General features: G+C 67.0%; 9 protein-coding genes. All 9 read left to right on the forward strand.

Annotation, left to right across the window (positions count from 1 at the left end; genetic code table 11):
• Positions 1 to 1,125: CoA-acylating methylmalonate-semialdehyde dehydrogenase (locus tag Q0S71_RS18495; RefSeq protein WP_295999101.1), on the forward strand; the 1,125-nt coding region annotated here is incomplete at its 5' end.
• Between the two features lie 102 nt (positions 1,126 to 1,227).
• A complete protein-coding gene (locus Q0S71_RS18500) occupies positions 1,228 to 2,583 on the forward strand; it encodes an NAD(P)-dependent oxidoreductase (protein WP_295999103.1) in 1,356 nt (451 codons plus the stop codon).
• The gene (preA, locus tag Q0S71_RS18505) at positions 2,583 to 3,857 is read left to right on the forward strand and encodes an NAD-dependent dihydropyrimidine dehydrogenase subunit PreA (protein ID WP_295999106.1); all 1,275 of its coding nucleotides are present in this window, start codon (positions 2,583 to 2,585) and stop codon (positions 3,855 to 3,857) included. Before Q0S71_RS18500 ends, preA begins: the two co-directional genes overlap by 1 nt.
• A gap of 118 nt (positions 3,858 to 3,975) precedes the next feature.
• Positions 3,976 to 5,454 carry an NCS1 family nucleobase:cation symporter-1 gene (locus tag Q0S71_RS18510; protein ID WP_295999109.1) on the forward strand — a complete coding sequence of 493 codons (1,479 nt, stop codon included), beginning with the start codon at positions 3,976 to 3,978 and terminating at the stop codon, positions 5,452 to 5,454.
• Between the two features lie 34 nt (positions 5,455 to 5,488).
• Complete coding sequence (gene hydA, locus Q0S71_RS18515) at positions 5,489 to 6,883, forward strand: dihydropyrimidinase (protein ID WP_295999113.1); 1,395 nt, start codon at positions 5,489 to 5,491, stop codon at positions 6,881 to 6,883.
• A gap of 21 nt (positions 6,884 to 6,904) precedes the next feature.
• Positions 6,905 to 8,140: a Zn-dependent hydrolase gene (locus Q0S71_RS18520; RefSeq protein ID WP_295999117.1), complete on the forward strand. Its 1,236-nt coding sequence runs from the start codon at positions 6,905 to 6,907 to the stop codon at positions 8,138 to 8,140.
• Between the two features lie 192 nt (positions 8,141 to 8,332).
• Positions 8,333 to 10,447, forward strand: coding sequence for a bifunctional diguanylate cyclase/phosphodiesterase (locus Q0S71_RS18525; protein ID WP_295999119.1), 2,115 nt, complete (start codon positions 8,333 to 8,335; stop codon positions 10,445 to 10,447).
• Positions 10,448 to 10,551: 104 nt separating this feature from the next.
• Complete coding sequence (bla, locus tag Q0S71_RS18530) at positions 10,552 to 11,556, forward strand: class A beta-lactamase (protein ID WP_295999122.1); 1,005 nt, start codon at positions 10,552 to 10,554, stop codon at positions 11,554 to 11,556.
• A 66-nt stretch (positions 11,557 to 11,622) separates the two neighbouring features.
• Complete coding sequence (locus Q0S71_RS18535; RefSeq protein WP_295999125.1) at positions 11,623 to 13,017, forward strand: tetratricopeptide repeat protein; 1,395 nt, start codon at positions 11,623 to 11,625, stop codon at positions 13,015 to 13,017.
• Positions 13,018 to 13,024: the final 7 nt, after the last annotated feature.

The raw sequence follows: 13,024 nt of genomic DNA on the forward strand, positions 1-13,024 counted from the left end.
ACCGACCAGATCTCGCGCGGCATCGACGCCTGGTCGATGCGCCAGGCGCTCGGCGTGGTGGCCGGCATCACGCCGTTCAACTTCCCGGTGATGGTGCCGATGTGGATGTTCCCGGTCGCCATCGCCTGCGGCAACACCTTCGTGCTGAAGCCGTCCGAGCGCGACCCCTCGGCCTCGCTGCTGCACGCCCGGCTGCTCAAGGAGGCCGGCCTGCCGGACGGCGTCTTCAACGTCGTCCAGGGCGACAAGGTGACGGTCGACGCGCTGCTCGACCATCCGCTGGTGCAGGCGATCAGCTTCGTCGGCTCGACGCCGATCGCCGAATACATCTACGCCCGCGGCAGCGCCGCCGGCAAGCGCGTGCAGGCCCTGGGCGGGGCGAAGAACCACATGGTGGTGATGCCCGACGCGGACATGGAGATGACCGTGGACGCGCTGATCGGCGCCGCCTACGGTTCGGCCGGCGAGCGCTGCATGGCCATCTCCGTGGTGGTGGCGGTGGGCGACGCCGGCGACAAGCTGATCGACGCACTGGCGCGGCGCACGGCCGCACTGAAAATAGGCGACGGCATGGCGGCCGGCGCCGAAATGGGGCCGGTGGTGTCGGCCGCCGCCAAGCAGCGCATCGAGCGCCTGATCGGCGAGGGCGTCGAGCAGGGCGCGACCCTGCTGGTGGACGGCCGCGGGCACCAGGTGGCGGGGCGCGAGAACGGCTTCTTCGTCGGCGGCACCCTGTTCGACCATGTGACGCCGCAGATGTCGATCTACAAGGAGGAGATTTTCGGGCCGGTGCTGTGCGTGCTGCGTTCGCCGGACGTGGCCAGCGCCGTGGCCCTGATCAACGACAACGAGTACGGCAACGGCGTCGCCATCTACACCCGCGACGGCGGCGTGGCGCGCGAGTTCGTGCGGCAGATCCAGGTCGGCATGGTGGGCGTCAACGTGCCGCTGCCGGTGCCGATGGCCTTCAACAGTTTCGGCGGCTGGAAGCGCAGCATGTTCGGCGACCACCACGCCTACGGTCCGGAAGGCGTGCGTTTCTACACGCGCCACAAGGCCGTGATGCAGCGCTGGCCGAACACCGCCAGCGCGGGCGTGGAATTTGCTTTCCCTCAGATGAAGTAAGGAAGTAAGGAAGTAAGGCAGGAAGGGCCGCCGCACTCGTTCAACGAGGGCGGCGGCAGCAGGCATTGCGTATTTCCCGACCCACGTCACGCAGGAGCCGCTATGATGATCGAATCCCTCCAACACCTGCCGCGCCCGGCCGAGCCGGCCGCCGCGCTGGCCGGGCGCTTCACCGATCTGGCGCCGCCGCTGAGCGCGCGCCAGGCGGCCATCGAAAGCGCGCGCTGCCTGTACTGCTACGACGCGCCGTGCACGCGCATCTGCCCGTCGGAGATCGACGTCGCCAGTTTCATCCGCAACATCCACGAGAAGAACATCAACGGCGCGGCGGCCGGCATCCTGAAGCAGAATATTTTGGGCGGCAGTTGCGCGCGCGTCTGTCCGACCGAGATCCTGTGCGAGGACGCCTGCGTGCGCAACCACGACGCCGAGGGCGCGCCGGTGAAGATCGGCGCCCTGCAGCGCTACGCCGTCGACCACATGCGCTTTTCCAGCCATCCCTTCGCGCGCGCGCCGGCCAGCGGCAAGCGCGTCGCCGTGGTCGGCGCCGGTCCGGCCGGCTTGTCCTGCGCGCACCGCCTGGCGCTGCTGGGCCACGAGGTGGTCGTCTACGAGGCGCGCGTCAAGGCCGGCGGCCTGAACGAATACGGCATCGCCAAATACAAGTTGTGCGACGACTACGCGCAGAAGGAAATCGCCTTCCTGCTCGGCGTCGGCGGCATCGAAATCCGTTATGGACAGACCCTGGGCGGCAATCTGCAACTGCATGACCTTCAGGCGCGCTACGACGCCGTCTTCCTCGGCCTGGGGTTGGGCGCCAGCCGGCGCCTCGGCCTGACGGGCGAGGACGCGCCCGGCCTGCTGGCGGCGGTGGACTACATCGCCGCGCTGCGCCAGTGCGACGATTTGTCCACCCTGCCGGTGCCGGCGCGCGCCATCGTCATCGGCGCCGGCAACACAGCCATCGACATGGCGGTGCAGATCGCCCGCCTGGGCGCGCGCGAGGTGACGCTGGTGTATCGGCGCGGCTTCGAGGCGATGACGGCCACCGGCCACGAGCAGGACATCGCCAAGGCCAACCAGGTGCGCCTGATCGCCTGGGCCCAGCCGCAGGAGGTGATGCTCAACAGCGCCGGGCGGGTGGCCGGCATGCGCTTCGAGCGCACGGCGATGGTGGACGGGTGCCTGGCCGGCAACGGCCTCACCTTCGACATCGGCGCCGACGCCATCTTCAAGGCCATCGGCCAGTGCCTGGACGATCCGCTGGCGCCGGCGCTCGAGCACGCGGGCGAGAAGATCGCCGTCGACGCGCAGTTCCGCACCCGCCTGGCGGGCGTCTACGCCGGCGGCGACTGCGTCGCGCCGGGGCAGGATTTGACGGTGCAGGCGGTGCAGCACGGCAAGCTGGCCGCGCTGGCCATTGATCGCGATATCCAATCGATTGCGGAGGCTGCGTAATGGCTGATCTGAGCATAGAATTCTGCGGCATCAAGTCGCCCAATCCCTTCTGGCTGGCCTCCGCGCCGCCCACCGACAAGGCCTACAACGTGGTGCGCGCCTTCCAGGCCGGCTGGGGCGGCGTGGTGTGGAAAACGCTGGGCGAGGACCCGGCCGCCGTCAACGTCTCCTCGCGCTACTCCGCGCTGTACGGCAAGAACCGCGAGGTGATCGGCTTCAACAACATCGAACTCATCACCGACCGCAGCCTGGACATCAATCTGCGCGAAATCACCCAGGTGAAGAAGGACTGGCCGGACCGCGCCATCATCGTCTCGCTGATGCTGCCCTGCGAGGAGCGGCTCTGGGCCGACATCCTGCCGCTGGTCGAGGCGACCGGCGCGGACGGCATCGAACTCAATTTCGGCTGCCCGCACGGCATGCCGGAGCGCGGCATGGGCGCGGCCGTCGGCCAGGTGCCGGAGTACGTGCAGATGGTCACCGCCTGGTGCAAGAAGCATTCGCGCCTGCCGGTGATCGTCAAGCTGACGCCGAACATCACCGACGTGCGCCTGCCGGCGCGCGCCGCGCTGGCCGGCGGCGCCGACGCCGTCTCGCTGATCAACACCATCAACTCGATCACCTCGCTGGACCTGGACCGCATGGTGGCGTTGCCGACGGTGGGTTCGAGCAGCACGCACGGCGGCTACTGCGGCGCGGCCGTGAAGCCGATCGCGCTGAACATGGTGGCCGAAATCGCCCGCGACCCGCAGACCCGCGGCCTGCCCATTTCCGGCATCGGCGGCATCGGCAACTGGCGCGACGCGGCCGAATTCATCGCCCTGGGCGCCGGCTCGGTGCAGGTCTGCACGGCCGCCATGCTGCACGGCTTCCGCATCGTCGAGGAGATGAAGGACGGCCTGTCGCGCTGGATGGACGAGAAGGGCTACCAGTCGATCAGCGAGTTCTCCGGCAAGGCCGTCGCCAACACCACCGACTGGAAATACCTGGACATGAACTACCGGGTGGTGGCGCGCATCAATCAGGCCGACTGCATCGGCTGCGGCAAATGCTACGTGGCCTGCGAGGACACCTCGCACCAGTCGATCGCGCAACTGATCGACGCGGCCGGCGCGCGCAGTTACGAGATCATCGAGGCGGAGTGCGTCGGCTGCAATCTGTGCGAGATCACCTGCCCGGTGCAGGGCTGCATCACGATGCTGGCGCAGGATACCGGCCAGCCGTATATGAACTGGACGCAGGACCCGAGGAATCCGCGCGCCGGGCCGCGATGAGGGGGCTATTTGTTATAAACTGAATGCGCCCGGGCCGCGTTCCGGGCGCGGCGCGGCGCCTTTGGTTTTACAATACCGCCCCGGCCCCCTGGCTGAATAAAAAAATGGAGAAAAACCTGTGAATAACGATCTGTCAGCCAACACCCAGTTGTGGAACGAAGACCTGGCGCCGACCAGCGCCGCGCAGCGCACCTGGCGCTGGTACCACTTCGCCGCCCTGTGGGTCGGCATGGTGATGTGCATCCCCGCCTACACGCTCTCGGCCAGCCTGATCGACAGCGGCATGTCGGGTTACCAGGCGGTGCTGACGGTGTTCCTCGCCAACGCCATCGTGCTGCTGCCGATGCTGCTGATCGGCCACGCCGGCACCAAGTACGGCATCCCCTACGCGGTGCTGGCGCGCGCCTCCTTCGGCACCTCCGGGGCGCGCCTGCCGGCGCTGATGCGCGCCATCGTCGCCTGCGGCTGGTACGGCATCCAGACCTGGTTCGGCGGGCAGATGATCTACACCCTGGTGGGCGTGCTGCTGGGCCATGAGCTGGGCGGCGAAAAAATCGCCGGCCTGGGCATCAACGCCAGCCAGTTGCTGTGCTTCCTGGCCTTCTGGGGCATCCAGTTCTACTACATCCTGCACGGCATGGAAGCGATCCGCAAGCTGGAAACCTACACGGCGCCGCTGAAGATCGCCATCTGCTTCGTGCTGCTGGCCTGGGTCAACGAGAAGGCCGGCGGCTTCGGCCCGCTGTTCGAGCAGCCTTCGCAGTTCGTCGCCGGCGGCAAGAAGGCCGGCCAGTTCTGGAGCGTCTTCTGGCCCTCGCTGACGGCGATGGTCGGCTTCTGGGCCACCCTGGCGCTGAACATCCCCGACTTCACCCGCTTCGCCAGGACGCAGCGCGACCAGATCATCGGCCAGTCGGTCGGCCTGCCGGTGCCGATGGGCCTGCTGGCGATGCTGGCGGTGATCGTCACCTCGGCCACCGTCGTCCTGTACGGCAAGGCGATCTGGGACCCGGTCGACCTGGCCAGCCGCATGACCGGCGCGGCCGTGCTGATCGCCCTGATCGTGCTGCTGGTCGACACCGTCAGCGTCAACCTGGCGGCCAATCTGGTCGGCCCGGCCTATGATTTTTCCTCGCTGGCGCCGAAGCAGATCTCCTACAAGACGGGCGGCTATATCACCGCCTCGATCGCCATCCTGATGATGCCGTGGAAAATACTCGAATCCACGCAGGGTTATATCTTCACGTGGCTGATCGGTTATTCGGCGCTGCTCGGCCCCATCGCCGGCATCCTCATCATCGATTACTACTTCGTGCGCAAGACCGAATTGAACGTCGCGCAGCTGTACCGCGAAGGCGGCCAGTATTCCTATGGCGGCGGCTGGAACATGGCGGCGCTGGTGGCCTTCGTGATCGGCGTGCTGCCCAACGTCCCCGGCTTTTTGAACGCCGCTTTTCCGGCCTCCGTCCCCGACGTGGCCGATATTTTCAAAACGATTTACACGTATGCCTGGTTTGTCGGAATCGTTATTTCGGCGCTGGTGTATGCGGTTATGATGAAGGGCAAAGCGCTACCCGCGTTACAGCCAGCGGCTTAGTCCTCGATAGCCACCACCGTTTCAGGAGATGTCCATGACAACCATTATTCGCGGCGGCACCGTCGTCAATGCGGACCGCGCTTTTCGCGCCGATGTGCTGTGCTACGGCGACAAGATCGTCGCCGTCGGCGAGAGCCTGGACGCGCCGCATTCGGCCAAGGTGATCGACGCCAGCGGCCAGTACGTGATCCCCGGCGGCATCGACCCGCACACGCATATGAACTTGCCGTTCATGGGCACCGTGACGGCCGACGATTTCTTCACCGGCACCGCCGCCGGCCTGGCCGGCGGCACCACCACCATCATGGATTTCGTGATCCCCGATCCCAAGCAGTCGCTGATGGAGGCTTACCGCAACTGGCGCGGCTGGGCCCAGAAGGCGGCCGGCGACTACACCTTCCACGTCGCCATCACGTGGTGGGACGAGACCGTGCACCGCGACATGGGCACGCTGGTGCGCGACCATGGCGTGAACAGCTTCAAGCATTTCATGGCCTATAAAAACGCCATCATGGCCGACGACGAGACGCTGGTGAAAAGCTTCCGCCGCTCGCTGGAGCTGGGCGCCATTCCGACCGTGCACGCGGAAAACGGCGAGCTCGTTTATCAGCTCCAGCAAGACCTGCTCAAGCAGGGCTTGACGGGACCGAGTTCGCACCCGTTGTCGCGGCCTCCCGCCGTCGAAGCGGAAGCGGCCAACCGCGCCATCGCCATCGCCAATGTGCTCAACACGCCGGTCTACATCGTCCACGTGTCGTGCGCCGAATCGCTCGATGCCATCACCCGCGCGCGCGCCAACGGCCAGCGCGTGTACGGCGAGGCGCTGGCGGGACACCTGGTGATCGACGACAGCGTCTATCAAAGCAAGGACCTGGAATTCGCGGCGGCCCACGTGATGAGTCCTCCCTTCCGCGGCAAGCACCATCAGGCCGCGCTGTGGCACGGCCTGCAGGCCGGCAATCTGCACACCACGGCGACCGACCACTGCACCTTCTGCGCCGAGCAGAAGGCGGCCGGCAAGGACAACTTCACCAAGATCCCGAATGGCTGCGGCGGCGTCGAAGACCGCATGTCGGTGGTGTGGGACGCGGGCGTGCGCACCGGCCTGCTGACGCCTTCCGAATTCGTGCGCGTGACGTCGGCCAACGCCGCCCAGATTTTCAATATGTATCCGCGCAAGGGCGTGATCGCGGTCGGCGCCGACGCCGACATCGTGGTCTGGGACCCGGAAGGCACGCGCACCATTTCGGCCAAGACGCAATTCGCCAAGGGCGGCTTCAACGTCTTCGAGGGCCGCACGGTGCGCGGCATTCCGAGCACCACGCTGGCCGCCGGCAACGTGGTGTTCCATCGCGGCGTGCTGATGGCGGTGGAGGGCGGGGGCCGCCACATCGACCGTCCCGCCTTCACGCCGGTATCGGCAAGCTGACAAATTTCAAGGAGTGGGACGATGAGCGATATGCGTATCAATGGCGAACGTCTGTGGTCGGCGCTGATGGAACTGGCGCAGATAGGCGCGACGCCGAAAGGCGGCGTCAAGCGCCTGGCGCTGACGGACCTGGACAAGCAGGGCCGCGACCTCGTCGTCGGCTGGGGCCGGGAGGCCGGCATGAGCATCACGGTCGACCAGATCGGCAATGTCTTCATGCGCCGCGACGGCGCCAACAACGCGCTGCCGCCGGTGATGACGGGCAGCCATATCGACACCCAGCCGACCGGCGGCAAATTCGACGGCAACTACGGCGTGCTGGCCGGGCTGGAAGTGGTGCGCACGCTGAACGATTTGAAGATCAAGACCGAGGCGCCGATCGAAGTGGCCTTCTGGACCAACGAGGAAGGCTCGCGCTTCGTGCCGGTGATGATGGGCTCCGGCGTGTTCTGCGGCGCCTTCAGTCTGGAGACCGCCTATGCCGCCAGGGACACCGAAGGCAAAACCGTCGGCGAAGAACTGGCGCGCATCGGCTACAAGGGCGAGCAGGTGCCGGGCCAGCATCCGATCGGCGCCTACTTCGAAACCCATATAGAACAAGGCCCGGTTCTGGAAGACGCCGACAAGGTGATCGGCGTGGTGCCGGCCGTGATGGGCCTGTCGTGGTACGACTGCGTCGTCACCGGCATGGAGGCGCACGCCGGCCCGACGCCGATGGGGTTGCGCAAGGATGCCTTGCAGGTGTCGACCAAAATCATGCAGGAAGTGGTCGCCATCGCCAACCGCTATCCGCCCTATGGCCGCGGCACGGTCGGCATGGTGCAGCTGTTCCCGAACAGCCGCAACGTGATTCCGGGCGAAGTCAAATTCAGCATCGACCTGCGCAACGTGAACGATGAGCTGCTCAACACCATGCACGGCGAGATGCTGGCCTTTATCGACCGGACCCGCAGCGAAACGGGACTCGGCATCACCGTCGAACGCGTGTCCTATTATCCGCCATGCCCCTTCCATCCCGAATGCGTGGACGCGGTGCGCAACGCCACCGCCAAGCTGGGCTACTCGACGATGGACGTGGTGTCCGGCGCCGGCCACGATGCGATCTACGCGGCGCGGCTGGCGCCGGCCGGCATGATATTCGTGCCCTGCAAGGATGGCATCAGCCACAACGAAATCGAGGACGCCAAGTCCGAGCACCTCGAAGCCGGCTGCAACGTGCTGCTGCACGCGATGCTGGAGCGCGCCGGGATCGTGTAGGAGGCGGCATGTAAAACGGCGGCGCGCAGGTCCGGCCGCCGCCCGCCATCCCTCGTCCCGCTGTTGTTTTCCTGCGCGGCGCGCAGTTTTCGGTCGCATGACGATGCGTTAATGTTTATTATCGGATCAGTCATTGCGCGCATCGTATCGGCGATCCCGTGGCGCGTGGATGCTCTGACCGGGCCTTTAAAGATGCAAGCGACGCCTTCCGCCTCCGCCACTTACAGCATCTCCCAGCGCCGCCTGCTGCAAAGCGCCGCGCTGTTGCAGACCGCCGGCCGCATCGCGCGCCTGGGCGGCTGGATGATCGACGTCGCCACCGACCGCGTGCTGTGGTCCGACGAAGTGTGCGACATACACGAAGTCCCGCACGGCACCGTCCTCACGCTGGAACAGGCGATGCGCTACTATCCGCCCGGCTGGCACGCCAAGGCCGAGCAGCTGTATGCGCGCTGCCTGCGCGAGGGCGCGCCGTTCGACGAGGAGATGCAGATCCTCACCAGCGGCGGCCGCGTGGTCTGGGTGCGCGCCATCGGCGAGGCCGTGCGCGACGCCGACGGCGCGCTGTTGCAGGTGCAGGGCGCCTGCCAGGACATCAGCGACAAGAAGGCGCTCGAGTTCAGCGCCTCGCAACTGAGCGAGCGCCTGACGACTACACTCGAAAGCATCACCGACGCCTTTTTGATGGTGGACCGCGACTGGACCCTGACGTACCTGAACAGCGAAGCGGAACGGCTGCTGCAATGCACGCGCGAGAACGTCGTCGGCGTCAATGTCTGGACCAGTTTTCCGGAGGCCGTCGGCGGCCCGTATTACCGCGCCTATCACAAGGCGATGGAAACCAATACCTCGGTCTCGTTCGAGGAGTATTACGAGCCACTCGATCTGTGGACTGAAATCCGCGCCTATCCGTCGCAGGAAGGGCTGGCGATCTATTTCCTCGACATCAGCCAGCGCAAGGCCAGCGAGGCCGAAATCCACGCGCTGGCCTTTTACGACAAGCTCACCGGCCTGCCGAACCGGCAGTTGCTGCTCAACCGCGTCGAGCACGCGCTGGAACTGTGCCGCCGCGTCGCGCGTCCCGGCGCGCTGCTGGTTATCGATCTCGATAACTTCAAGGCCATCAACGACACGCGCGGTCACGACAAGGGCGACATCCTGCTGCAACTGGTGGCCGGGCGCCTGCGCGGCGTGGTGCGCGACAGCGACACGGTGGCGCGTTTCGGCGGCGACGAATTCGTGATCCTGCTCGAAGACCTCGGCGTCACCGACGTCGAGGCGGCGGCCGGCGCGCAGGCCATCGGCGGCAAGGTGCTGGCGGCGTTCGGCGCGCCGTTCGATATCGCCGGCGTCGCGGAATACAGCACACCCAGCGTCGGCATCACCATTTTCGACGGCGGCTCCGGCAGCGTCGACGACGTGCTCAAACGCGCCGACATGGCGATGTACCAGTCCAAGGCCGGCGGCCGCAACGGCATCTCCTTCTTCGATCCCGACATGCAGGCCAGGGTGTCGGCGCGGGTGGCGCTGGAGGCCGACCTGCGGCAGGCGTTGGCGCATCAGGAATTCGTGCTGCACTACCAGCCGCAGGCCGCCGTCGACGGCCGGCTGTGCGGCGCCGAGGCGCTGGTGCGCTGGCAGCATCCCCGGCGCGGGCTGGTGCCGCCGTCCGAATTCATCGCCATCGCCGAGGAGACCGGCCTGATTATCCCGCTCGGGCGCTGGGTGATGGAGACCGCGTGCCGCCAGCTGGCGCGCTGGGGCGCCAGCCGCGCCACCGACATGCTGGAGATGGCGGTCAACGTCAGCGCCTACCAGTTCCACCGCGCCGACTTTGTCGAGACGGTGCTGGCGGTGCTGCGGGAAAGCGGGGCGCGGCCGAGCCGATTAAAACTGGAGCTGACGGAAAGCCTGCTGCTCAAGGATGTCGATGGCACGATCGAAAAAATGAAGCGCCTCAAACAGATCGGCGTCGGCTTCGCGCTCGACGATTTCGGCACCGGCTATTCGTCGCTGTCCTATCTGCACCGGCTGCCGCTGGACCAGCTCAAGATCGACCACACCTTTATCTGGGACGCCTTCCGCGAAGGCCACGGCGCGGCCATCGTGCGCATCATCGTCGCACTGGGCAAGGCGCTGAAGATGACGGTGCTGGCCGAGGGCGTCGAAACGGACAGCCAGTTTTCCTTCATCGTCGCCGAGGGCTGCCAGGCCTACCAGGGCTATTTGCTCAGCAAGCCCTTGCCGGAAGCGGCGCTGGCCGAATTCATCGCCCGGCCGCGCGCCCCGGCGCGGCCCCGCATGTAATTTCATTCGCCGGTTTTATTTTGACGGCCATCCGTGATACGGTAGCCATCTTTTTCAAACAGGACAGGACGTCAGCGATGCCCGGCATGTCATTGAGCGCCAAAATGAGCGCCAGATTATTTTCCTTCCCCTTGGCGATGGTGTTGACGGTACTGGCGGCGGCCGCGCCGCATGCCGCGCCGGTCGCCGCCGCGTCGACCCCGGACGCGCTTCAGTCTACATTGAACACGCTGGCGCGCCGGGCCAAGCCTGCGCAGCTGGGCATCGCGGTGCTCGATCTGGCCGGCGCCAAAAGCTGGGGCGTCGATGCCGACGCGTCGTTCGTGCTGATGAGCGTATTCAAGGCGCCCGTCAGCGCCGCCGTGCTGGCGCAGATCGACGCCGGCCGCCTGACGTTCGACCGCAGCGTCACGCTGACGCAGGCCGACCTGGTCGAAGGCTCGGCGGTGCCGTCCATCGGCGACCAGCTGGCGGCGGGACGCACCGTCTTTACCGTGCGCGAACTGCTGGTGGGCGCCGTCAGCCAGAGCGACAGCACGGCCGTCGATGCGCTGATCAAAGTGCTGGGCGGTCCGCAAGCGGTGGGCGCCTATTTGCGTGGTCACGGCATCACCGGTCTGCATGTGGAAACGGGCGAGGGCGAAATCGGACGCGTCGCCGACCATCTGCGACCGGGCGAGACGATCCCCGCGCACGAAACGGCGGCGCAAACGCTGCGTCGGAAAAAGCTCGGCTACGCCGACCTGCTGGCCGATCCGCGCAACCACGGCACGCCGGCGGCCGCCGCCGATTTCCTGCGCAAGCTGGCCGCCGGCGAGCTGCTGTCGCCGCCATCGACGCGGCTGCTGATCGACTTGATGCGCAGGCAGACCATCCCCTTCCGTCTGCGCGGCGGCATTCCGGCCGGCGCCGATTTCGCCGATAAATCCGGCACCTCCGGCACGGTCGCCGGCAAGAACGCGGCCTGGAACGATATCGCCATCATGACGCTGGCCGACGGCCGCCGCTACGCCATGGCCGTCTTCCTGAAAGATACGGCGATGCCCAAGCCGCAGCGCGACGTGCTGTTCGCCGACATCGCGCGCGCCGTCGCGGCCAGCGCCCGTTGACGCGGTGCTGCCGCCGGCCGGGCGGTGCTATGCTGTCAGCGTTTTTACTTTCGTGTCCGCGATCCCATGTCCCTGCCCGTCGACGAAGCTGAAGTCCTGTTCAAGCAAGGCAATCAGCGCCTGGCCTCCGGCGACCTGGCCGGCGCCGAAGACTGCTACGCGCGCGTGCTGGCGCTGGCGCCGGAGCAGGGCGCGGCGCTGGCCAATCTGGCGTGGCTGAAGGAGCAGGGCGGCGCGCTGGAAGCGGCGGAAGCGCTGTATCGCCGCGCCGTCGCCGCGCTGCCGGAGCACGCGCAACTGCATCGCAACTTCGGCGTGCTGCTGTGGACACGCAAGCGTTTCGGCGAGGCGGAGCTGGTCGGCCGCCGCGCCATCGAACTGGCGCCGCGGTCGGCCGCAGGATGGTCCAACCTGGGCGTGCTGCTGGCCTGCGTGCGGCGCGAAGCGGAGGCCGAGCAATGCCACCGGCGCGCCATCGCGCTCGACGCCGACTACGCCAAGGCGCGCTACAACCTCGCTTACCTGCTGCTGCGCCAGGGCCGCTGGTCCGAAGGCTGGCCGCTGCTGGACCTGCGCTGGCAGTTCGACGCGACCATCCATCGCTTCGACTGCCCGCGCTGGAACGGCGAGCCGCTGGCCGGCAAGGCCATCGTGATCGGCTTCGAGGCCGGGCATGGTGACATGATCCACTTCTGCCGCTACGCCGCCTGCGTCAAGGCGCTGGGCGCGGCGCGCGTCGCCGTCGTCTGCCAGCCGGGATTGACGACTTTATTCCAGACGCTGGCCGGCGTCGACCAGGTCTACGGCGCCGATGACGACGTGCCGGCCGATGGCTGGGATTTCTGGACCCTGCCTATGGGCTTGCCGAAGTTTTTCGACACCCGCATCGATCATGTCCATGCGCCGATACCGTATCTGTCGGCCGATTCGGCGCTGACACGGACATGGTCGGCGGCGCTGCCGCGGCACGGCTTGCGCGTGGGGCTGGCGTGGAAGGGCAACCCCAACTTCGAGAATGACGGCGACCGTTCGCTGCCCTCCTTGCAGACGTTGGCGCCGTTGGGTGCGGTGGCCGGCGTGCGTTTCGTCAGTCTGCAAAAGGGGCCAGGCGAAGCGGAGGCCGAGCAGCCGCCGCGCGGCATGGACCTGTATCCGGCCGCCGCCGGCTTGACGGATTTTGCGGCGACGGCGGCGCTGATCGCCAGCCTCGATCTCGTCATCAGCGTCGACACGGCGGTGGCGCATCTGGCCGGCGCGCTCGGCAAGCCGTGCTGGCTGCTGCTGCCCGACTATCGCACCGACTGGCGCTGGCTGAGCGGGCGCGCCGACACGCCGTGGTATCCGCAAATGCGCTTGTTCCGCCAGCGCGCCGGCGCCATCGACAGCGGCGGGTGGGACGCGGTCATCGCCGATGTCGCGGCGGCGCTGGCGCTGACGGCGCGCGCCGCGCCTGCCGCCTGATCGGCCC

The organism is Rugamonas sp. (assembly GCF_025354735.1).
Classification (GTDB): Bacteria; Pseudomonadota; Gammaproteobacteria; order Burkholderiales; family Burkholderiaceae_D; genus Rugamonas.

Coding starts and splice junctions, on each gene's coding strand:
- bla (WP_295999122.1), top strand. CDS start 10,552: ATGAGCGCCAGATTATTTTCCTTCCCCTTGGCGATGGTGTTGACGGTA.
- preA (WP_295999106.1), top strand. CDS start 2,583: ATGGCTGATCTGAGCATAGAATTCTGCGGCATCAAGTCGCCCAATCCC.
- Q0S71_RS18520 (WP_295999117.1), top strand. CDS start 6,905: ATGAGCGATATGCGTATCAATGGCGAACGTCTGTGGTCGGCGCTGATG.
- hydA (WP_295999113.1), top strand. CDS start 5,489: ATGACAACCATTATTCGCGGCGGCACCGTCGTCAATGCGGACCGCGCT.
- Q0S71_RS18525 (WP_295999119.1), top strand. CDS start 8,333: ATGCAAGCGACGCCTTCCGCCTCCGCCACTTACAGCATCTCCCAGCGC.
- Q0S71_RS18500 (WP_295999103.1), top strand. CDS start 1,228: ATGATGATCGAATCCCTCCAACACCTGCCGCGCCCGGCCGAGCCGGCC.
- Q0S71_RS18535 (WP_295999125.1), top strand. CDS start 11,623: ATGTCCCTGCCCGTCGACGAAGCTGAAGTCCTGTTCAAGCAAGGCAAT.